Annotated in this window: 20 protein-coding genes and 1 pseudogene; 14 read left to right on the forward strand and 7 right to left on the reverse strand. The window is 60.6% G+C overall.

Annotated elements, in window-relative coordinates; genetic code table 11:
- Nucleotides 1-78 precede the first annotated feature (78 nt).
- From ACE2AA_RS10705 to ACE2AA_RS10720, 4 genes and pseudogenes are all read left to right on the forward strand, one after another.
- A complete protein-coding gene (locus tag ACE2AA_RS10705) occupies nucleotides 79-1,005 on the forward strand; it encodes a formyl transferase (protein WP_141301462.1) in 927 nt (308 codons plus the stop codon).
- Nucleotides 1,006-1,294: 289 nt separating this feature from the next.
- Nucleotides 1,295-2,290 carry a hypothetical protein gene (locus ACE2AA_RS10710; RefSeq protein WP_141261350.1) on the forward strand — a complete coding sequence of 332 codons (996 nt, stop codon included), beginning with the start codon at nucleotides 1,295-1,297 and terminating at the stop codon, nucleotides 2,288-2,290.
- A 159-nt stretch (nucleotides 2,291-2,449) separates the two neighbouring features.
- Nucleotides 2,450-4,474 (forward strand): AAA family ATPase, encoded by a 2,025-nt coding sequence (locus ACE2AA_RS10715; protein WP_395372193.1) that lies wholly within the window; start codon nucleotides 2,450-2,452, stop codon nucleotides 4,472-4,474.
- 54 nt (nucleotides 4,475-4,528) lie between these two features.
- Nucleotides 4,529-5,163: pseudogene (locus ACE2AA_RS10720) on the forward strand (IS1595 family transposase).
- A gap of 60 nt (nucleotides 5,164-5,223) precedes the next feature.
- Here ACE2AA_RS10720 and ACE2AA_RS10725 read toward each other — a convergent pair.
- Nucleotides 5,224-6,066: a phosphatase PAP2 family protein gene (locus tag ACE2AA_RS10725; RefSeq protein ID WP_193557683.1), complete on the reverse strand. Its 843-nt coding sequence runs from the start codon at nucleotides 6,064-6,066 to the stop codon at nucleotides 5,224-5,226.
- A gap of 157 nt (nucleotides 6,067-6,223) precedes the next feature.
- On the opposite strand from ACE2AA_RS10725, the gene ACE2AA_RS10730 reads away from it, so the two are divergent.
- Nucleotides 6,224-6,433, forward strand: a complete 210-nt coding sequence (locus ACE2AA_RS10730; RefSeq protein ID WP_010510628.1) for a hypothetical protein — start codon at nucleotides 6,224-6,226, stop codon at nucleotides 6,431-6,433.
- 106 nt (nucleotides 6,434-6,539) lie between these two features.
- Here the strand turns inward: ACE2AA_RS10730 and ACE2AA_RS10735 are convergent, their stop codons facing one another.
- A complete protein-coding gene (locus tag ACE2AA_RS10735; protein ID WP_141261351.1) occupies nucleotides 6,540-6,878 on the reverse strand; it encodes a hypothetical protein in 339 nt (112 codons plus the stop codon).
- 272 nt (nucleotides 6,879-7,150) lie between these two features.
- On the opposite strand from ACE2AA_RS10735, the gene ACE2AA_RS10740 reads away from it, so the two are divergent.
- Both ACE2AA_RS10740 and ACE2AA_RS10745 read left to right on the forward strand, forming a co-directional pair.
- The gene (locus ACE2AA_RS10740; protein ID WP_141261352.1) at nucleotides 7,151-7,687 is read left to right on the forward strand and encodes a DUF1269 domain-containing protein; all 537 of its coding nucleotides are present in this window, start codon (nucleotides 7,151-7,153) and stop codon (nucleotides 7,685-7,687) included.
- 92 nt (nucleotides 7,688-7,779) lie between these two features.
- On the forward strand, nucleotides 7,780-8,901 hold the full coding sequence (locus ACE2AA_RS10745; RefSeq protein ID WP_395369733.1) for an L-dopachrome tautomerase-related protein: 1,122 nt from the start codon (nucleotides 7,780-7,782) through the stop codon (nucleotides 8,899-8,901).
- A 9-nt stretch (nucleotides 8,902-8,910) separates the two neighbouring features.
- Here the strand turns inward: ACE2AA_RS10745 and petA are convergent, their stop codons facing one another.
- Nucleotides 8,911-9,546 (reverse strand): ubiquinol-cytochrome c reductase iron-sulfur subunit, encoded by a 636-nt coding sequence (gene petA, locus ACE2AA_RS10750; protein WP_141261354.1) that lies wholly within the window; start codon nucleotides 9,544-9,546, stop codon nucleotides 8,911-8,913.
- A 283-nt stretch (nucleotides 9,547-9,829) separates the two neighbouring features.
- Between petA and ACE2AA_RS10755 the strand changes: the two genes are divergently transcribed.
- The 3 genes from ACE2AA_RS10755 (at nucleotide 9,830) to ACE2AA_RS10765 (ending at nucleotide 10,968) form a co-directional block, all read left to right on the forward strand.
- Nucleotides 9,830-10,018, forward strand: coding sequence for a YqaE/Pmp3 family membrane protein (locus ACE2AA_RS10755; RefSeq protein ID WP_141261355.1), 189 nt, complete (start codon nucleotides 9,830-9,832; stop codon nucleotides 10,016-10,018).
- 8 nt (nucleotides 10,019-10,026) lie between these two features.
- Complete coding sequence (grxB, locus tag ACE2AA_RS10760; protein WP_141261356.1) at nucleotides 10,027-10,671, forward strand: glutaredoxin 2; 645 nt, start codon at nucleotides 10,027-10,029, stop codon at nucleotides 10,669-10,671.
- 105 nt (nucleotides 10,672-10,776) lie between these two features.
- A complete protein-coding gene (locus ACE2AA_RS10765; protein WP_141261357.1) occupies nucleotides 10,777-10,968 on the forward strand; it encodes a hypothetical protein in 192 nt (63 codons plus the stop codon).
- A 278-nt stretch (nucleotides 10,969-11,246) separates the two neighbouring features.
- Here ACE2AA_RS10765 and ACE2AA_RS10770 read toward each other — a convergent pair whose 3' ends face one another.
- From ACE2AA_RS10770 to ACE2AA_RS10780, 3 genes are all read right to left on the reverse strand, one after another.
- Nucleotides 11,247-11,882 (reverse strand): hypothetical protein, encoded by a 636-nt coding sequence (locus ACE2AA_RS10770; RefSeq protein ID WP_395369736.1) that lies wholly within the window; start codon nucleotides 11,880-11,882, stop codon nucleotides 11,247-11,249.
- A gap of 267 nt (nucleotides 11,883-12,149) precedes the next feature.
- Nucleotides 12,150-13,550 carry a cryptochrome/photolyase family protein gene (locus ACE2AA_RS10775; RefSeq protein WP_395369737.1) on the reverse strand — a complete coding sequence of 467 codons (1,401 nt, stop codon included), beginning with the start codon at nucleotides 13,548-13,550 and terminating at the stop codon, nucleotides 12,150-12,152.
- A gap of 103 nt (nucleotides 13,551-13,653) precedes the next feature.
- Nucleotides 13,654-13,974: a hypothetical protein gene (locus tag ACE2AA_RS10780; protein ID WP_395369739.1), complete on the reverse strand. Its 321-nt coding sequence runs from the start codon at nucleotides 13,972-13,974 to the stop codon at nucleotides 13,654-13,656.
- 243 nt (nucleotides 13,975-14,217) lie between these two features.
- Here ACE2AA_RS10780 and ACE2AA_RS10785 point away from each other — a divergent pair, with 243 nt between their 5' ends.
- The 4 genes from ACE2AA_RS10785 (at nucleotide 14,218) to ACE2AA_RS10800 (ending at nucleotide 17,158) form a co-directional block, all read left to right on the forward strand.
- Entirely contained in the window at nucleotides 14,218-14,574 is a 357-nt protein-coding gene (locus tag ACE2AA_RS10785) for a YidB family protein (protein WP_141261361.1), read from the forward strand.
- 102 nt (nucleotides 14,575-14,676) lie between these two features.
- On the forward strand, nucleotides 14,677-15,438 hold the full coding sequence (locus tag ACE2AA_RS10790; RefSeq protein WP_395369741.1) for an SDR family NAD(P)-dependent oxidoreductase: 762 nt from the start codon (nucleotides 14,677-14,679) through the stop codon (nucleotides 15,436-15,438).
- A 35-nt stretch (nucleotides 15,439-15,473) separates the two neighbouring features.
- Nucleotides 15,474-15,788 carry an antibiotic biosynthesis monooxygenase gene (locus ACE2AA_RS10795; RefSeq protein WP_141261363.1) on the forward strand — a complete coding sequence of 105 codons (315 nt, stop codon included), beginning with the start codon at nucleotides 15,474-15,476 and terminating at the stop codon, nucleotides 15,786-15,788.
- A 158-nt stretch (nucleotides 15,789-15,946) separates the two neighbouring features.
- Nucleotides 15,947-17,158 carry an SMP-30/gluconolactonase/LRE family protein gene (locus ACE2AA_RS10800; protein WP_141261364.1) on the forward strand — a complete coding sequence of 404 codons (1,212 nt, stop codon included), beginning with the start codon at nucleotides 15,947-15,949 and terminating at the stop codon, nucleotides 17,156-17,158.
- Nucleotides 17,159-17,191: 33 nt separating this feature from the next.
- Here the strand turns inward: ACE2AA_RS10800 and fumC are convergent, their stop codons facing one another.
- On the reverse strand, nucleotides 17,192-18,646 hold the full coding sequence (fumC, locus tag ACE2AA_RS10805) for a class II fumarate hydratase (RefSeq protein WP_141261365.1): 1,455 nt from the start codon (nucleotides 18,644-18,646) through the stop codon (nucleotides 17,192-17,194).
- Between the last annotated feature and the right edge of the window lie 65 nt (nucleotides 18,647-18,711).

Consider the following 18,711-nt stretch of genomic DNA (forward strand, 5'->3'; position numbering starts at 1 on the left):
TGTTACGATGGCATCAGGCATATTGCAGCATATCCGTGTTTGCAAATCAGCCGCCAGACAGCAATGGAGACAGCGTAAATGGGACTGGGCCGGACCGATATATGGCAGACGGGACTTCTCCACCGGTCCATGCCCGACATACTGCGCGCAGGCACGCTGGCGGATGTTCCGGTCACGTGGCTGCCCGATCCCGGCCCCTTCCGTTTCATCGCCGACCCCTTTGGCATCTGGCACGGGGACAGGCTTTACCTGTTTGCCGAAGCCTACGACTACCGCGTGAAGGTCGGGCGCATTGATGTCTTCATCCTTGATCGCGCCCTGAACATCACAGCCCACGCCCCCGTGCTGGTGGAACCGTGGCACCTGTCCTATCCCGTCATCCTGCGCGATCGGGACGGGTCTTTCCTCATGATGCCGGAATCAGGCAAAAGCGGCACGCAGCGCCTGTACCGCGCGACCGATTTCCCCTATCGCTGGAAAGAGGTGGAAGGCTGTGCCTTTCCCGGCCCGATGATCGATGCCTCCCCCCTGTTCCATGACGGGAGATGGTGGCTGTTCCATACCCCGTGGCATGAACTTGAACGCCCACGCGTCGATACCCTGCATGTTGCATGGGCCGACAGCCTGACCGGGCCATGGCACCCGCATCCGGGCAACCCGGTACGACGCGACATACGCAGCGCACGCCCCGGCGGAACCCCCGTGGCGATGGATGACGGCACGATCATCCTGCCCACGCAGGACTGTGCCCATACCTATGGCGGCGCGATCACCCCGCTGGTCATTACCACCCTGACCACGCGCGACTTTGCCGCGCACCCGCTGCCCCCCCTTGGTGCACCGGCTGCATGGCGGCCCGCGATCGACGGGCTGCATACGCTGTCCGCCGCCGGCCCCCTGACGCTGGTGGACGCCAAGCAGACCAGCCGCTCGGTCATCAGACGGGCGGGCGTGGATATCCACCGCATGACGCGTGAACTTATCCGCCGCACGCCGCGTTACTGATAAAACGGGCAAAAAACATATTCATGACCAGTGTGGGGAAACCTGTCATGGATTTAATGTGATATTAATTAGCATTATCACATAACATGCTTATTATATACATCAATATGGCATGTAACGAACCATTTGATAACACCCTGTCCCGATAACCGGGAAAATGCCGTAGCCCGTGCGACCCGCCCCCATCCCATCGTGGCGCATGGATCCACATCGTGCCGGCAACCCCGGCACGGCAGACCCGTTAACCAACACCGATCCTTCCAGCCCCAGATACTTCAAGGACCGTCCGATGCGTGAACCACGTACCGCCCCGGCTGCCTGGCATCTGCAGCATTCGCGCCCCGAAAGCCTGGTCAGCTATTTTGACCCATGGCAGCCGGTGGCACGACAGCTGGACATGCTTGCCAACCGCTTCAGGACCATCAAGGCCCTGTGTGATGCGCAGGTGGACAGCCTGGCCACCGAACATGTCGCACTGGCGGAACTGCGTGATGCGCTTGCGTTCCACCTGATGCGGGCATGCGTCTGGTGGCAGGTCGATTTTTCCCCCCATGCCGTGACCGGCCTGCAGGCCACCAGCTTCATGAAGCATGTGCGCCGCCATACCGACAGGTTCGTGGATGATGACACGCTGCTTGATGTCATGACGTGGCAACATTACATGCACCGTGCCGATAGCGGTCATATCATGGTGACCGGGACCGATCCGCTGTGCCGGGGCAACACCACCATCGTGTATGGCATTGATGGACACCGTGGCTTCCGCTTCGCCATGCAGCGCGCGGGACAGAAGCTGGAATGGAACGACATTACCCATGCGGATTTTGTCGCGTCCTGCCTGAATGCCCGTGCCCTGCATTGTCTGATCGAAACGGAATGCACCGCCATCGGGGAATGGGATCTGGCACGGGAGGAACACATACAGGCCTCGCGCTACCACACCCAGCATTTCCGCACCGCGACACAGGCCGACCCGGTGGAACGCTACGCCACGGCGCTGGACCAGCTGAGTCGCTGCCATTCACGCTTTGGCCGGTTCGAGTTCGAGAACATCGTCAACCACATGGCATTTTCGGTCGTGCAGACAGCGCATGCACGTGGGGTCAGCATTGCCGACATGCTGCGCCACGGGACCGACCGGGCCGTCAGCCCCCGAATCGCCGGCAGCCTGAAAAAACGTGCCCGTGGTCATATCGCCACCGGTACCGATCCGCTGCGCCATGCTGAACTTGAAGCCATGCTGGATCAGGTTGAAACCGGGTTTGCCCTGTCGGGCGGTCACTGATGTGACAGGGGGGAGAGAAAACATCTTCCTCCCCCCACGACATCTGCCCCTGCAATACCTATATTCAGACAGGAGTAGCAGGAGACCCGATATATGGCGCTAGCCAAAAGCAGACGACCGGCAACACGCCGCAGGACGGTACAGGCCCGCTCGCCACGCGTGCGGGGCGAGACACGCCGTCTGCTGGAAATGCTGTGCGTACTGCATGGTTCGATCCATCGTGGATCGCGCGACGCGGGTGCACTGGTGCGCTGCGTGGTGCAGGCCCAGCCCGATCTTGGCCTGCATGACAAGGAACTGCCCGCCGCCCCCCGCCATGACGGGGAAAATCCGCCCACCGCCACGGAGTGGAAGCGTCTTGGCCACGCGCTGGAGGAAGCACGCGCGCAGCATGCGGGCGATCGGGGTTACGTGGATGCCTGGCTGGAGGAACTGAGCCAGGCCACCGGACTGGGCCGGGTCGCCAGCGAGGTCCTTGGCCTGGCCATGTGCTACCGCCTGAACGGCCATTTCGAACAGTTATGGGACGACCTGTGTGAAAACCGTTCACGCGGGCCATTCCTGTGCGAGGACATTCCCCTGCTCCACCTGCTGCTGGGGCAGGAGGAGGACGCGATCGCCACCGCACTCGCCCCCGATGGACAGTTGCGCATGAGCGGTCTCATGACCGTGGACGAGGACGGCGACATTACCCTGCTGCCCCGTCTCATGGCGCTGATGAACCGTCGTGCCAGCGTGGTGGGCGACATCCGCTCCCTGCTGCTGGGCCAGCCCCGGGACGCGACCCTGCCGTGGGATGCCTTCGCCCATCTGGGCCAGCAGGCGGAAATCGCGGCCAGGCTGCTGAAGGCTGCGGTCGAACAGCATGCGACCGGCATCAATATCCTGCTGTATGGCCCGCCGGGCACAGGCAAGACCGAATTTGCCGCAACCCTTGCACGGCATATCGGTGCGACCCTGTATCCCGTGGGCGAGGCCGATAGCGCAGGGGATGAACCATCCCGCCATGAACGTCTGGCCGACCTGCGGTGCAGCACGCGGCTGCTGCGCAACACGGAATCCATCCTGCTGTTTGACGAGGCGGAGGACCTGTTCACCGCCAGCCTGTTCGACCCGCCACAATCCTACAGCCGCGTCTTCTTTCACCGGCTGCTGGAACAGGGCGGCACGCCGGTCATATGGACGGCCAACGACCTTGATACCCTTGGTCCCGCGATCGCACGGCGCATGGCGCTGTGCATCGAGGTACGCCAGCCCGGTATCGGCGTGCGTACGCGGCTGTGGCAGGACATGGCGCGCGAAGAAAAGGTCGCCCTTGCCCCCACGGACGCCGCCGACCTTGCCCGCGCCATTCCTGCGGCACCAGCCATTTTCCGCAATGCGCTGCGTTCCACCCATCTGGCGGGGGGCGATTCAGCCATGGCCAGTATGATCGCGACCGGCATTGCCCGGGCCGCGGCAGGCGGCCAGATGCCCATGCCGTCACAGCCGGATGTCACGGATTACGATTCGACCCTGATCAACGCGGATTGCGACCTGCAGGCCCTGACCACGCGGCTGGCGCGTCCTGGCGCGCCGCGCGCGGTCTCGCTTCTGCTGTCCGGTCCGCCGGGTTCGGGCAAAAGTGCGTATGCCCGCCACCTGGCGGAGCAGATGGAGATGCCGGTGCTGCAGAAACGCGCCTCCGACCTGCTGGACAAATATGTTGGCCAGAGCGAGCAGCAGATCGCCGCCGCCTTTGCCGAAGCCTGCGACAGCGGGGCCTTCCTGATTATTGACGAGGCCGACAGCCTGCTGGGTGACCGCCGTTCGGCAGAACGGTCATGGGAAATCAGTCAGGTCAATGAAATGCTGACATGGATGGAGCACCATCCCCTGCCGTTTGCCTGCACCACCAACCTTGTGGAAAAGCTGGACCCGGCCAGCATGCGGCGGTTCCTGTTCCGCGCCCGTTTTGGCTATCTTACGGCGCAGCAGGCAGCCCATGCCTTCAGCCGCTTCTTCGGAAAAGACGTGCCTGCGGGGCTGCGCCATCTCCATACGCTGGTTCCATCCGATTTTGCGCTGGTACTGCGTCGTGCACGCCTGCTGGATGAAGACCCGACGCCCGATGAACTGCTGGAACGCCTGAAGGCGGAAACGGCGGGACGGGACGGGAACCGCCGTATCGGGTTCCTGTCCTGATCCATCGGATATAAAAGCTTGGGGCTGGCATAGGTAAGCCAATAAAGGCTTGATATGTCTGTGAAAGCACGTCGTCGCAGCCGGCTGCCTGCCAGCACCCAAAAACGCCTTCTGGAGCACTTCGTTGCGGGCACGCCCGCCCGGAGCGCTGCCGAACCTGCAGGCATCAATCGTAATACAGCGACCCTGTATTACCGGAAATTGCGAGAGGTCATCGCGGAACAGATTGCTCATGAGGCGCCGATTTCGGGTGAAATCGAAGTCGATGAGAGTTATTTCGGTGGACATCGCAAAGGAAAACGAGGCCGGGGCGCTGCCGGAAAAGTGGCCGTGTCCATGCCGTCATGATCCCCAATGTCGGACATCAGACGCTGATGTCGATCATTCGAAAGAAAGTGCATCCGGATTCAATCGTTTACAGCGATTCCTGGCACGCTTACGACAGGCTGGATGTCTCGGAATTCCATCACGAACGTCTTGATCACAGCAGGCATCCTGCCATGGGCAGAAACCATATCAACGGCATCGAGAATTTCTGGAGCCAGGCGAAGCGGCATCTGCGTCGATACAATGGAAAACCACGCAAGGACTTCCATCTCTTCCTGGCCGAGTGTGAGTGGCGCTTCAACATCCGCTCACCTGCAAAACTCCTGAAAATCCTCACTCAATGGGCTAAACTGCCCACGTGAACCGTCGCAACAATGCTTACCTATGCCAGCCCCAAACTTTTATTATTCTTCATCAGTCCATTACTGCGGTGGATGGGCAGCAGCGTCCGCTTCGACCGCACATTCATCCGCAGGTGGCGCGGCCATGGTCGGATGCAGGGCAACCACTTCCGCGCGGGCCGCATCCATTTCCTGACGGAAGCCTTCATCCTGTTCCATGACGGAATACAGCACGCCGCCATTCAGCCACGCGGCCGTCACATCGCTTTGCCACTGCACGCCACACACCACCCGACTTTCCCCGAATACCCGGGCACGTTGCATGATCCATGCCGTCCGGTCAGGCAGGATGTCAGCCAGAATCAGCCCCGTCACCCAACCCAGCGTGGCATGGAGCGAAGGATAGGACGGGTCCTGTCTCAGGCTGGCCCGTAGCGGAATGCAGGTCGGCAGTTCTGCTTCGGTAAAGGGGCGGGGTCGGTTCCACAGCATTTTCTGGGCGTGGACCGCAGGCGTCAGGCGCTGTTCGATCCGTGTAACCAGCCCCACCAGTTCAGGCAGGCGATCGGGCGGCAGGGTAAAACCGGCGGCACAGGAAAAGGCCGAAACCATATGGGCGGGCGTGTCACGGTTATCCGCCTGCGCCAGTTTCCACCGGGGCGTGCCCTCCAGCACGCGGGTCGCGGCAAAAATGCTGGCATCTGCCGCGCGCTGCGCCGTGTCCGGGCCAGGTGGCGGGGGCAGGAAAATCTGTCCATCAGGCAGGGGTGGACCCGCAGGGACAGCCGCCTGCGCCGCATGGTGCACGGCACCTGTTCCATGATGATGAGGATGCGCATGGGCACCCACGGATACCGTCGCCAGCAGGGTCATCATGGCACAGGCGGCAACGCCACCGGCCATGGCACAACGGTCAAGACGCATCTGTTTCCTGTCAGTTCACCTGTCGGCCGCAACCCACGACCCTACCATGCGCATAGCATGGGTACGGGGGCTGGCAAATCCTGTTGCAGGACAGGTGCAGCTTCTGCGCCGCCGGGTTTTATGGCATGGTGGCGTCAAAGCCCGGAGGCACGCAACAATGAACCGCAGAAACCAGATATGGCCCACCACGGTCAGTCCCGTACGCATCGGCCTGTGTGTCGTCGGCCTGACGCTGGTGGTGGTCCAGTTCTTCCATGGCCTGCACATAAGCCCCGATTCCATGCCGGGACAGGTCATGTTCCATATTGCCATGCTGGCACTGGGCGCGATCATATTCGTCGTCGGCATGTGGGGACCGTCGCTGTAAAATCCCCAAAGTTTTTTGCTGAAGCTTTGTAAAAAAAGCATAGAAGAACGCCGCCTTTTTAAACAAAGGCGACATCCAGAAATTTTTATTGGATTTAAATAATTCCTTACCGCCGTTCGGAATCAGCACCACTTCCCTCATCCGTAATCCCGGCACGCGACGGGGCGTCCGTATCGGGTTCCACAGTGCGGCTCATGCGTGCGACAGCAGCGTCATCACCAAATCCGCGCCCTGATACGCGACGACGGGGGGCGGGATTTTCCATCAGCACATTTTCCAGTGCTTCCGGGTCAGTCCGCTCGGCTTCGTCAAACAGTTCATCGGCACGAGCCTGATCGCCCGCACGCTCGGCCTTCAGTCCGGCTTCCGCCAGCCTGCGCGCGGTACCGTGCTTGCCTTCGCCGGCATGATCGGGACGGTCATCATCATTCATGAAACGGGACATCGGTTTCCCTTTCCTTTGCAATACATGGGTACGTGACACCCTGGCTTACAGACAACACATGGAACAGGGTTACGGTTCGCCATCCTGTCCGTGATGGCACGCATCATGACAGATGGGGTGGGCACCCGGCTGCCGCAACCGTGTCAGACCTGCACCCCATCGGGGGCATCCATGCCCAAAAACCGCCACGGCATGAAGGGTATATCCATGTAATATCACAACAACCATCCGCCACTACGGGCCGGTGGCGGATATATGAAACGGAGTACCCCATGTCCGATCTGATCGTTATCGGTTTTGACAGCCAGGACGAAGCCACGGCTGCCCTGACCGAATGCAAGAAACTGGAAAAGGAATACCTGCTGGATCTGGAGGATGCGGTTGTTGTCGTCCGCACCGCTGATGGCAAGCTGCACCTGCAGCAGAGCGTCAACCTGGAAAAGGTCGGTGCATCATACGGCCTGTTCTCGGGCGGGTTCTGGGGCGCGCTGGTTGGCCTGCTGTGCCTGAATCCGCTGGCGGGTTTTGTCGCAGGCAGCATCGTGGGTGCCGGTGCGGGCGCGATTGCGGGCAAGATGTCCGACTACGGCATTGACGACAATTTCATCAAGTCGCTGGGCGCTACCATCCCGGCCAACACGTCGGCGCTGTTCGTTCTGGTGCGCAAGTCCCAGCCCGACAAGGTTCTGGCCGACCTGCGTGAGTTCAAGGGCCATGCCCGCGTGCTGCAGACATCGCTTTCCCCGGAAAACGAGAACAAGCTGCGCGCCGCACTGGGCCAGATGGCAGCCCCCGCCCCGGCAGCCTGAATGCCTGTCCCACATGCCGCCCATGGCATGTGGGATCCTGTCGACACATAGCCGTGATGACTGATTACCCCACGTAATGATATGCTGGGAGCATGCAGACCACCGGTAAGCGCCTGCGGGGCGTGTTCCTGTCACTTTTTCTGGCCATCGCGGCGTCCATTACATGGCACGATCCGGCATGGGCACATGAAAAACTGCATGTGCAATGGACATCCAACCGTGTCCTGAACGCCGTGGCGGTTGCCGATAACGGGCGCACCTTCGTCTCCTTCCCCTATTGGGGCGGGGGTGGCAGCGGCCCTACCGTTGCTGAAATCGATGCGAACGGCCAGCCCCATGCCTTCCCCGACTTACGCTGGAACCATCCCGACGGGACAACGGGCGACCTGCGGCCCTTCGTACGCGTCAACGCCCTGCGCATTGGCCCGGACGGACTGTTATGGATTGTGGATTCAGGGGACGCAAACGTGGGTGGGCCGCCAAGCCCCCACAATGGCGCACCGGCACGCCTGCTGGCGTTTGACATAACGACCGGCCGCGTGATGCATGCCATCTCACTCCGGGCGACCAGCACGCCGCACAGCTATATGGATGACATCCGCTTCCACGGGGATACGGTTTTTGTGACCGACGCGGGAGATCCGGCGCTGGTGGTGGTCAACCTGTCCACCGGGGCGCAGCGACGTGTGCTGGCGCATGACCGTTCAACCACGGATGAGCGCCCGATGTATGCCGAAGGCCACATGCTGGTAGCCCATGGTCAGCAGGTGCGAATCCATGCCGACCAGCTGGAAGTCTCCCCTGACGGGCGGAAACTCTATTACCAGCCCAGTTCCGGTCCGATGTGGGTGGTGCCCACGGCGGCACTGGAAAACCCGGACCTGTCGACTGCCGATCTGTCCCATGCCGTGACGCTGTTCCATGACACGCCAACAACGGGGGGCACCGCCATTGACGGGGATGGCAACCTGTATGTGTCGGATGTGAACAGGTTAAGTATCCTGCGCATTACACCACAGGGAAAGACCGGCACACTGATCCATGACAGGCGGCTGATCTGGGCTGACGCCATGTGGATAGACAGCCATGGTGTGTTGTGGATACCCGCCGTGCAGCTGGACCGGACCGCGACATTCCAGCCCGATGGCGTCTCGCGCCTGCGGCTGCCGGTTGCGATCTATACCATGGACCTGCACCTGAAACCCGTACGCTAGATCACCGGTTCAGAGCTGCTGGATACCGGCGAAATCGAAATCCTGTCCCGCCGGATTTTCACCCAGCCGGATAACGGTGGGCGACGGCATGCTGTATGGCGGGACCGGCAGATTATATGGGGCGGGCGCGCCACGGAACACACGGCCGGCCAGATCGAATTTCGATCCATGACAGGGACACGCATATCCACCCGGCCAGTTGCCGCCCCCCTGCCCTTCGGGCAGGGGTCTGTAAGCAGGCACGCAGCCCAGATGGGTGCAGATACCCACCACCACGCCAAAGCGCGGATCCAGCGAACGGTGCCAGTTCTTTGCATATGGCGGCTGCTGCTGGTCATTGGACTGCCCGTCACGCAGCCGTCCGGTCAGGGCGGCGTCCTGCAGGGCCGCAAGGGATTCGGGCGTGCGGTGGGTAATGAAGACCGGCTTGCCCTGCCATGTCACGACAATCTGCTGTCCCGGCGGCAGGGCCGATATATCCACGTCAACCGGCAGGTGTGCCGCCGCACTGTCGCGCGGGGCAAGGCTTTGCAGGAAGGGCCACAGGCATGCGCCCGCACCGGCGGCAGCCGTGGCGGCAGTGACAAGCCCAAGGAAATTCCGACGCCCACCGGGTGCCGATTGTGTATCCGACGCGTTTTCCATCGAAGTGTTTTTATCGCGAACCGGTTCCAAAAGAAAGGGCATACCGCATCGCGATACGCCCGTGCCCACTGGTGGAAAAAGACGCAACCCGGGGCGGGAAAGCGCCGTTTTATGGCTGTGACGGCCCGGGCGTGCAGGATCCATGCGGCGAAGCTGCGCGGACCGGCCCCAAGGCACGTATTTCATAGTGCTGCACAAACCGGTATCCGGGCTGTGCCGGACGACGATTCACGCTAGGTTATGATCTGTTCCGCCCAGCCGGGCATGTCTGTGGAGATCAATCATGCGGCTTATCCTTGCCCTCCTGCTACCGTGGCTGCAGTTCTTTACGATTGGCCGCCCCTTTGCCGGCATCATCTGCCTTGTCCTGCAGATAACCGTGATCGGGTGGATTCCAGCCGCAATCTGGTCAGTTTATGCGCTGAGCCAGTACAAGACCGATCGCAAGATTGCATCACTGCACCGTTCCTGAAAATTCACATGAAACTTTATATCTACGATCATTGCCCGTTCTGCGTGAAAGCCCGGATCATTTTCGGACTCAAGCATCTGCCGGTCACGGACGTGGTGCTGCTTAATGACGACGTGGCCACGCCAACCCGGATGATCGGGCGCAAGATGGTGCCCATACTGGAAACGGACGGGCATTTCATGGGCGAAAGCATGGATATCGTCGCCCATGTCGACGCCATGGATGGCCATCCCCTGCTGACCGGGCCAACACGCCCGGAAATAGGCCAGTGGATACGTGACGGGCAGCAGGCCTTCATCCGTCTGGCGCTGCCCCGGTTTGCGGCTGCTCCCTTTGCAGAATTCGCAACGACCGGCGCACGGCTGTATTTTATCGAAAACAAGGAAGCCATGCTCGGTCCCTTCGGCACATGTCTGGCTGAAAGTGCCGACCTGCGGGCCAGCATGAATGCCAGCCTTGTCCGTCTGGCTGGCCTGATCCAGCGCCCCGATGCGGTCAACGCCACGTTATCCACCGATGATATCCACCTGTTTGCCCACCTGCGCAGCCTGACAATCGTCGCCGGACTCGACTGGCCTGCGCCAGTCCGGGCGTATTGCCAGCACATGTCACGGACGACCGGCATCCCATTACTGGATCACATGGCGGCCTGAACGGTTACACATGAGTCATGCGGGGGGACGGAAATGCATGGCAACTGTCGTGCCACCCAGACCGTTTCCCCCGCATGACACCATGGGCGGACAGGGAGGCACTCCATGTCAGAACGATATGAAACCGGACAGCCGTATGAACGCCGCCGTTCCACACCGTTCGAGGTCTGGATCCGGCGATCGCTGCATGCCCGTTTCGACATGGTATGCAGTGAAAGTTTTCCTACCGAAATTCAGGGCCAGTTTGATCTGTACTGTGCAGCCTACCCCCATATGGAACATGACAGGGACGCCTGATGGCGGGGCGCATAAACAGACTGGTCAGGTGTGGATTTTTTTGACCTGAACTGTTCCGATTCCCGCAGCCACTTGCATAAAGTGGCCGGAAAAGAAAGCGGGGGAATCGTTCTCATGGCGGAAAATAGCCATTTATTGTCTCTTTACCGCAACACGAATCCAGATTCGCAAGCCTGAATTTGCATCGAAGGCCTGTGGATAAGTCTGTTGATTTTTTGGGACTCAGGGCATGAAAATGCAGAGTCTTCGCTTTTTCGTGATTCGTTCCCGCCCCGCGGTCAGGCAGGCAGGCGCAGGATGACCGTATCGTGTTCACCCGCCTGCCATTCACGTTTCAGGCCGGGCGCGCGCGTGTCTTCATATGCGTCCGAATGGGCAATCTGCCACGGGTTGCCATTCAGGCGCACAGCTATCCAGCCATCGGGTTTTTCACCATCCGGCACCAGCCCGACAAGGGTCATGTCTGTCATGGGATCATAGCAGGCAAACTGCCGGGTACAGTTCTGAAATACCAGTTGCACACAGGCATGGGATTTGTGCGCACGCGTCAGGTGGATCAGCAGGGTTCCCCCCGTTTTTTCCGCATCACTGAATATCAGGCTGCCGCCGCCAGGCCGTATTTCAACCGGCAGGATGGTGACGGTATCCGAAATGGAATGGTTGATGACGATCGTCCCGCCATCAAGACCAAAAAGCCCCTGGTTCCATTCATGCAGTTCAGACAAATTCAGACTCAGCCACGCACCGCGACAGGCAAGGATGGATTGCAGGTGGGCAGGGCACGGCTGGCTGCTTTCCCGACGGGACCGGGCCAGGGCCAGCCGGATCATGGCCATGTCAAAATGACCCGCGCCAAAGGTTATCTGCCCCTGGCTGTATGAAACAGCCGTTGCAGAACCATATTGCCTGCCCATGTCGTGCCATCCCCTGTTACATCCGCATGCCCCCCTGCAGGAAAGATGCTGAATAAGATTTTCCAAATATGTTTTATAAAAAACTCAGAATTAAAAATTTTATATCGATCTCAAGAATATAACATAAAATGTCCTTTAAAAATGTTCGATATGTTTCATATTGTATTTAATTTATATGATTTTTACTATGTTATAACAGTTCGTAAACTTGCACATTTGATACTGAAATTCCTGAATAACCCGAACGTGCATGGCATCCACCAGATATTATAGGGTTTTCCATGCGGCAAGCGCGCGCGCGCGCGCGCCGGCAAGATCGACGATGGGCGCGGGATACCCACGGGGGACGGATGATCCGGCCTTCCATGGGGCATGGATGTGTTTATCAGACAGATGGGCGATTTCCGGCAGCCACTGACGCACATATTCGCCTGCAGGATCGAATTTCTCCCCCTGCGAGACAGGATTGAATATCCGGAAATAGGGGGCGGCATCCAGCCCGCAGCCTGCAACCCATTGCCAGTTGAACGGGTTGCTGGCGGCATCTGCATCCACCAGCGTATCGGCAAACCACGCCGCACCCACACGCCAGTCAAGCAGCAGGTGCTTGGTCAGGAACGACGCCACGACCATCCGCACGCGATTATGCATCCAGCCCGTGTGCCATAACTCACGCATACCCGCATCAATGATGGGATAGCCGGTTTTCCCCATCTGCCACGCCCGCAGGGCTGCCGGATCGTGCCGCCACGGCATGGCGTCGTATTCAGGGCGCAGGTTACGGGTGCCCAAATCGGGAAAGTCAAACAGGGTCGCATGCGCGAAATCACGCCATCCCACCTCACTGAGGAAACAGGCGATATCCTGATCTCCCTGCCCCGTAGCATCCACCGCATGCCAGATCTGCCGGGAAGAGACATGACCAAAGCGCAGGGAGGGCGACAGTCCCGACGTGGCAGGTTGCGCGGGCAGTTCGCGCTGGGTGGAATAGCCATGGACCTGTTCCGCAATAAAGGCATCCAGCCGGGCATGGGCTGCCCCTTCACCCGGTTGCCATTGCGCACGCAATCCCTGCGCCCAGTCCGGCCGCACCGGCAGCAGACCCAGATCCCCAGGCGTTACCAGACGGTCCCTGACGACAGATGGGACCACGGCAAAAGCAGGCCGGTCGGGGGCGGGCAGGGGCGGCAGGGGCGGCCCCTTGGCCTGCATCGCGCGCCACCATGGCGTGAATACGCGAAAGGGCGTACCCTGTCTGGTCCGGACCTGCCACGGTTCATGCAGCATGTTGCCGGGGTGGCTGCACGCATCAATGCCGCGTGCCTTCAGCGTCGCCTTGATCTCCGCGTCCACCTGCCGGCCATGGGGACCATAACGCCGGTTCCACACCACTGCCCGCGCACTGACCTGCCCAACCAGCCATGATACGCTTTCGTGTGTATCCCCCGCCATGATGCATAACTGGCCACCCTGCGCGCGCAGATCGTGGTCCAGTGCCGACAGCGCGCCATGCAGCCACCATTTTTCGGCCCCACCCAGTGGGAATGCCGGATCATGGACATACAGGCACACGACCGGCCCCCGTGACGTGGCGTCACACAGGGCGGAATTGTCCGCAAGGCGCAGGTCGTCGCGAAACCACATGATGGTCGGGGCGCAGTCAGACATGGTTGGGCTGTATTCCGGTCGGGTGGATGGACAGTCGTTGCGGCCCTGTGTGGGACACAATCCCCCGACACGTCAAATACGCGCGACTTTTGCGATCACGCGTTCAATGCGTGGGTGCGACTTCCCGGGCCACGGCAGCGTCTTCCTGCTTGTGTTCCGCGTCCTGTGCCTCATCATCCTCGAACATGGCGCGGCATTTTGGAGAAAGCTGGCTGAGCTTGCTTTCCAGGCATTCCGTCATCAGTTTTTCATTCGGAATGTCAAGAAAGCACAGCCGGAACACATCATTCTTGCAGGCGCTGGCCTGGTCCTCGCGCCCTGCGGCGTGGGCACTGACACTGGCCAGTACGACGGCCATGGCAAAATGGGCTATCCAGATCAGGCCATGCGCCCCGTAACGGCGCACGGCGGGAATGCATTGCATCGGGCTGTCTCCCTTCAGGAATGACATGACAATTTTTGTTATATCATCCAGCGCATTGCAGTTTGCCGCCGGAGTCAAGACACATCCATGCAGGACTGCCATCAGAAGATGATGAATGGACGGGCCTGAAAAAGTTCCCGCGGGGGCTTCATTCCCATCTTCATAAATCCGTGATGGGACAAAACCGGCTTGCCCCACGTTGGCCCCGGTATCCCCGACCACTGATTAAAGGAGCACACCACCATGACCAATCCAGCAACGGACCAGATCGGACATGCAGCAGGCAAGGTTGCGGATGTGCTGACGGGCGCGCGCGGCGATACGTCGGGTCTCATGAGTGCGGTCATCGCCTATATGGGCGACGCCAGCAGCCCCGGACGACGCGAACTGCACGAGCGGGCGCGCAAGGAGGGACTGGAAGCCCAGGTCACGCAATGGGAAAACCACCCGACCAACACCCCGGTCGATGAAAATGTGGTGACCCGGCTGATCCCCGCACCGGTCATCAAGCGTTTCTCCGACGAGACGGGATTATCCCACAGCGCCACCATCAAGGGCCTGTCCGACCTGCTGCCCCACCTGTCGCGACTGGATGGCTGATATACGCCCATGACCTGCGGGCGGCCATGTTTCCTGTTTGCATGGTCGCCCTCGGGTCTATGATTGCCCATCTGACATTCAGCAAGCAGGCAGGACGGGTTCATGAACAGCGTCAATTCCACCCCCGCGCAATCACCCGGCGTCGTGATCGTGACGGGAGGCAGCCAGGGCATCGGCCATGCCATAAGCAGCCTGCTTGCACGTGAAGGCCATGCCGTCGTCATCAATTATTCCGCCAACGCCGCCCCGGCCGAAGAACTGGCGCGTACCATCACGGCACACGGTGATCGCGCACTGGCGATCCGGGCCGATATATCGAAACCTGAAGAAATCCATGCCCTGTTTGAACGCGCCGGCGCGCTCGGGCCGCTTGCAGGACTGGTTAACAATGCGGGCATTACCGGCACGAAAGTACGGGTTGATGAACAGACCGCCGAAACACTGGATGCCCTGTTCAACATCAATATCCGCGCCACCATGCTGGCATCGGGCGAAGCCGTGCGCCGCATGTCCACCCGCCATGGCGGCAAGGGCGGGGTAATCGTGAACCTGTCATCGGTCGCAGCGCGCCTGGGGGGGCTGCCGGGTCTGGTGCCCTATGCCGCGACCAAGGCGGCGGTCGAAACCTTTACCCGTGGCCTGGCCAACGAAGTCGCGCGCGAAGGCATACGCGTCAACGCGGTCGCCCCCGGCCTGACCGCAACCGACATGGTGCCACCGGAAACCGCGAAGCTGGCGGAAACCGTAGTTCCCATGGGGCGCGTGGGTCATGTGGATGAAATCGCGCAGGCGGTGGCCTTCCTCCTGTCCCCAGCATCATCGTATATGACAGGAAGTGTGATGACGGTGTCCGGCGGCCGCTAGGGCCAGTCCGGCTGCCGAAACAGGAGAAACACAGCATGTACATTGCCATGAACCGTTTCCGTATCCCGCCTGAAAACGAACAGGAATTCCGTGAACGCTGGCTGGGGCGCGAAATCCACCTGCGCACCGTGCCCGGTTTTGTCAGTTTCCAGTTCCTCAAGGGCCCGACGCATGAGGATCATATCCTCTATGCCTCGCACACCGTATGGGAATCCTATGAAGCCTTTGTCGGCTGGACGCAGTCGGAACAGTTCCGCGCCGCCCACGCCCATGCGGGCAACCGCAAGCCGCTTATGGCCGGTCCCCCGGTGTTCGAGGGCTTTGAAGTCCTGCAGAACATCGAAAACTGATAAGAACTGCTTGAAAATACTGCAAACAAACAAGAAGTTTTTTGGCAAAGCTTTTTTCAAAAATCTTCAAAAAGGCGGCGCCCAAAAATTTTCATTCATCAGTAAGTGATTTTCAAAACAGTTCCTTATTCATGACCACACAGCAGAAAGACATTTTCATGCCGCCAGCCCCCCCTGTACTCCATCCCGGCCGGCGTGCCATACTTGCCGGTGGGCTGGCCACGGGTGGCCTGTGGGCCAGTGGGCTACGCGTCCGCGCGGCAACTGTAGAGAACCTGCCACAACCAGCCAGCGTTATCTCGACCCCACCCCGGCAATGGGGGGCGGATGCGCCAGTGTCCCCCCTGCCTGACCCGGACATACTGGTGCTGGATTCGAGCTTCGGCAATCTGGCCTATGCCAATGCCGGGCTGAAACTGGCATGGCGCGGCGGGGGATGGCTGGAAGGTCCGGCATGGAACAGTGAAGGACGCTTCCTGCTGCTGAGCGATACGATCCGCGCCCAGCAGTACCGCTACCTGTGGGAAAACGGTGCGGTTTCGGTCTTTCGTGACTATTCCTACAACAGCAACGGCAACGCCTTTGATAACGAAGGTCGTCTGGTCAGTTGCGAACACGGCATGCGTCGCGTGGTCCGGTGGGACCATGACGGGTCATGCCACGTACTGGCCGACAGCTACGACGGCGCGCCGCTGAACTCCCCCAACGATGTGGCGGTCCACCCTGATGGCAGCATCTGGTTCACCGATCCCGGTTATGGCGATACGATCGTGGAAGGCCATCCTGATGCGCCCGGCGCCCCCGCCAACCGGGGCGGCGTCGAACGCTGGACGCTGGATGGAGAAGTCGTGACCCAGTTTGGCGGCCACAGGCGGCAGGAAGACCATGTCTTCCGCGTTGATCCCGCCACCGGTAATATCCGCGCCGTGCTGACACAGCAGCAACTGCCGGACCCGAACGGGCTTGCGTTCTCACCGGACGGGAAGATCGTCTATGTCATTTCCGATGGGCCCGGACCGGGACAGGACGGGCATGGCGGCGACCAGCATATCCACGTGGGCGACGTGGTGGGGGATGAAGTGCGCAACCTGCGCCCCTTTGCCGACATGATGCTGAATGGCCACCAGATGATTCCCGATGGCATGCGCACCGATATTTTTGGCAATCTGTGGTGCGGGGCCAACGGACCGCTGGGACTGTGTGGCGTGGTGGTGTACAACCCCCACGGCCACATGATCGGACGGCTGCGCCTGCCGCGCGGGGTGTCGAACCTGACATTCGGCGGCCCCAAGCGTGATATGCTGTTCATGTGCGCAGGCGATGCGCTGTTCACGCTACAGGTCAACACGCAGGGGGCCGCCCCATCCTGATAAACTGTTTTGAAAAATAAACGCTTTTGGAGATCAGGCCCCGCCCACGCCCTTGCCCACCATGTCCAGCGGGCGGACAAGCCGGTCGAAAGTCGTACCATCGACAAAGCCGGAAGCAAGGGCCGCCTCACGCAGGCTGATATCATGTTCCATGGCCTGATGCGCAATGGCGGAAGCCCGGTCGTACCCGATCTCCGGACTAAGCGCCGTGACCAGCATAACGGAACCCGCCACGTAAGAATCAATCCGCTTTCGGTTGAGCGTCGTGCCCTCAACCGAAAAGACCCGGAAATTATGACAGCCGTCAGCAAGGATGCGGATGGCATGCAGTACATTGGCGACAATGACCGGCCGCATCACGTTCAGGTCAAGCTGCCCCTGACTGCCCGCGAACGCCACCGTCGCGTCATTGCCCAGCACCTGCGTGCAGATCATGACCATGGCCTCGCACTGGGTCGGGTTGACCTTGCCGGGCATGATGGAGGAACCGGGTTCGTTTTCCGGCAGGTGTAACTCACCAAGACCACAGCGCGGGCCGGACCCTAGCAGGCGCATATCATTGGCGATCTTGAGCAGGCTGACCGCCACCCCGCGCAGGCCGGCTGACGCCCGTACCATGGCGTCCAGCCCGCCAAGGGCCGCAAATTTGTTGGGTGCGGTGACAAACGGCTTATCGGTCAGTGCGGCAATGCGCTTTGCAATGGCGCGGCTGAAACCCGGCGGGGCGTTCAGGCCGGTACCCACAGCCGTTCCACCCGCCGCAAGCTGCAGCAGGCCAGGGCGTGCGGCCTCGACCGCTTCCAGCGCATCTTCAAGCTGCTGCGCCCAGCCGGACCATTCCTGTCCCACCGTCAGGGGTACGGCGTCCTGCAGGTGGGTACGGCCAATCTTGACCACCTGCATCCATTCTTCCGCCTTCGTGCGCAGGCTTTCAATCAGTTCGCGCACGCGCGGCAGCAGGCGGCTGTCGATTTCCAGCAGGGTTGCGACATGCATGGCGGTGGGAAAGGAATCGTTGCTCGACTGCCCCATGTTGACATCGTCATTGGGATGCACGGGTTTCTTGGAACCAATGGTCCCGCCCAGAAGCTGGATGGCGCGGTTGGCGATGACCTCGTTCACGTTCATGTTCGTCTGGGTGCCGGACCCGGTCTGCCAGACAAACAGCGGGAATTCGGAATCCAGCCTGCCCGCAATCACTTCATCGGCCACACGGCTTATGGCGTCGGCCTTCCATTGCGGCATGCGCCCATCGGCCGCATTGACCTGTGCCGCCGCCTTTTTCACGATTCCGTAGGCGTGGCATACCTCGATGGGCATATGGTCCCGCCCGATCGAGAAATGCACAAGGCTGCGCTGCGTCTGCGCACCCCAGTAATGGTTGGCGGGGACGTCGATTTCCCCCATCGAATCCTTTTCGCGCCGTGTGCCTGTGGCATCCAGCCCGATGGGGCAATCCTTGATTACAGGGGTGGTGGGTTCGGTCATGGTGGCGTTCCTTCCCTTTATGGTTGCAGGGAATATGGGAACGCCACCGGGCTTTCGCGCCCCCG

Origin of the sequence: Komagataeibacter diospyri, assembly GCF_043995075.1 — a bacterium.
GTDB lineage: Bacteria > Pseudomonadota > Alphaproteobacteria > Acetobacterales > Acetobacteraceae > Komagataeibacter > Komagataeibacter diospyri.

Excerpts from the sequence above, each read along its gene's own strand:
- ACE2AA_RS10705 (WP_141301462.1), top strand. The coding sequence starts at position 79 with ATGGGACTGGGCCGGACCGATATATGGCAGACGGGACTTCTCCACCGG.
- ACE2AA_RS10710 (WP_141261350.1), top strand. The coding sequence starts at position 1,295 with ATGCGTGAACCACGTACCGCCCCGGCTGCCTGGCATCTGCAGCATTCG.
- ACE2AA_RS10725 (WP_193557683.1), bottom strand. The coding sequence starts at position 6,066 with ATGCGTCTTGACCGTTGTGCCATGGCCGGTGGCGTTGCCGCCTGTGCC.
- ACE2AA_RS10730 (WP_010510628.1), top strand. The coding sequence starts at position 6,224 with ATGAACCGCAGAAACCAGATATGGCCCACCACGGTCAGTCCCGTACGC.
- ACE2AA_RS10735 (WP_141261351.1), bottom strand. The coding sequence starts at position 6,878 with ATGTCCCGTTTCATGAATGATGATGACCGTCCCGATCATGCCGGCGAA.
- ACE2AA_RS10740 (WP_141261352.1), top strand. The coding sequence starts at position 7,151 with ATGTCCGATCTGATCGTTATCGGTTTTGACAGCCAGGACGAAGCCACG.
- ACE2AA_RS10745 (WP_395369733.1), top strand. The coding sequence starts at position 7,780 with ATGCAGACCACCGGTAAGCGCCTGCGGGGCGTGTTCCTGTCACTTTTT.
- petA (WP_141261354.1), bottom strand. The coding sequence starts at position 9,546 with ATGGAAAACGCGTCGGATACACAATCGGCACCCGGTGGGCGTCGGAAT.
- ACE2AA_RS10755 (WP_141261355.1), top strand. The coding sequence starts at position 9,830 with ATGCGGCTTATCCTTGCCCTCCTGCTACCGTGGCTGCAGTTCTTTACG.
- grxB (WP_141261356.1), top strand. The coding sequence starts at position 10,027 with ATGAAACTTTATATCTACGATCATTGCCCGTTCTGCGTGAAAGCCCGG.
- ACE2AA_RS10765 (WP_141261357.1), top strand. The coding sequence starts at position 10,777 with ATGTCAGAACGATATGAAACCGGACAGCCGTATGAACGCCGCCGTTCC.
- ACE2AA_RS10770 (WP_395369736.1), bottom strand. The coding sequence starts at position 11,882 with ATGGGCAGGCAATATGGTTCTGCAACGGCTGTTTCATACAGCCAGGGG.
- ACE2AA_RS10775 (WP_395369737.1), bottom strand. The coding sequence starts at position 13,550 with ATGTCTGACTGCGCCCCGACCATCATGTGGTTTCGCGACGACCTGCGC.
- ACE2AA_RS10780 (WP_395369739.1), bottom strand. The coding sequence starts at position 13,974 with ATGCAATGCATTCCCGCCGTGCGCCGTTACGGGGCGCATGGCCTGATC.
- ACE2AA_RS10785 (WP_141261361.1), top strand. The coding sequence starts at position 14,218 with ATGACCAATCCAGCAACGGACCAGATCGGACATGCAGCAGGCAAGGTT.
- ACE2AA_RS10790 (WP_395369741.1), top strand. The coding sequence starts at position 14,677 with ATGAACAGCGTCAATTCCACCCCCGCGCAATCACCCGGCGTCGTGATC.
- ACE2AA_RS10795 (WP_141261363.1), top strand. The coding sequence starts at position 15,474 with ATGTACATTGCCATGAACCGTTTCCGTATCCCGCCTGAAAACGAACAG.
- ACE2AA_RS10800 (WP_141261364.1), top strand. The coding sequence starts at position 15,947 with ATGCCGCCAGCCCCCCCTGTACTCCATCCCGGCCGGCGTGCCATACTT.
- fumC (WP_141261365.1), bottom strand. The coding sequence starts at position 18,646 with ATGACCGAACCCACCACCCCTGTAATCAAGGATTGCCCCATCGGGCTG.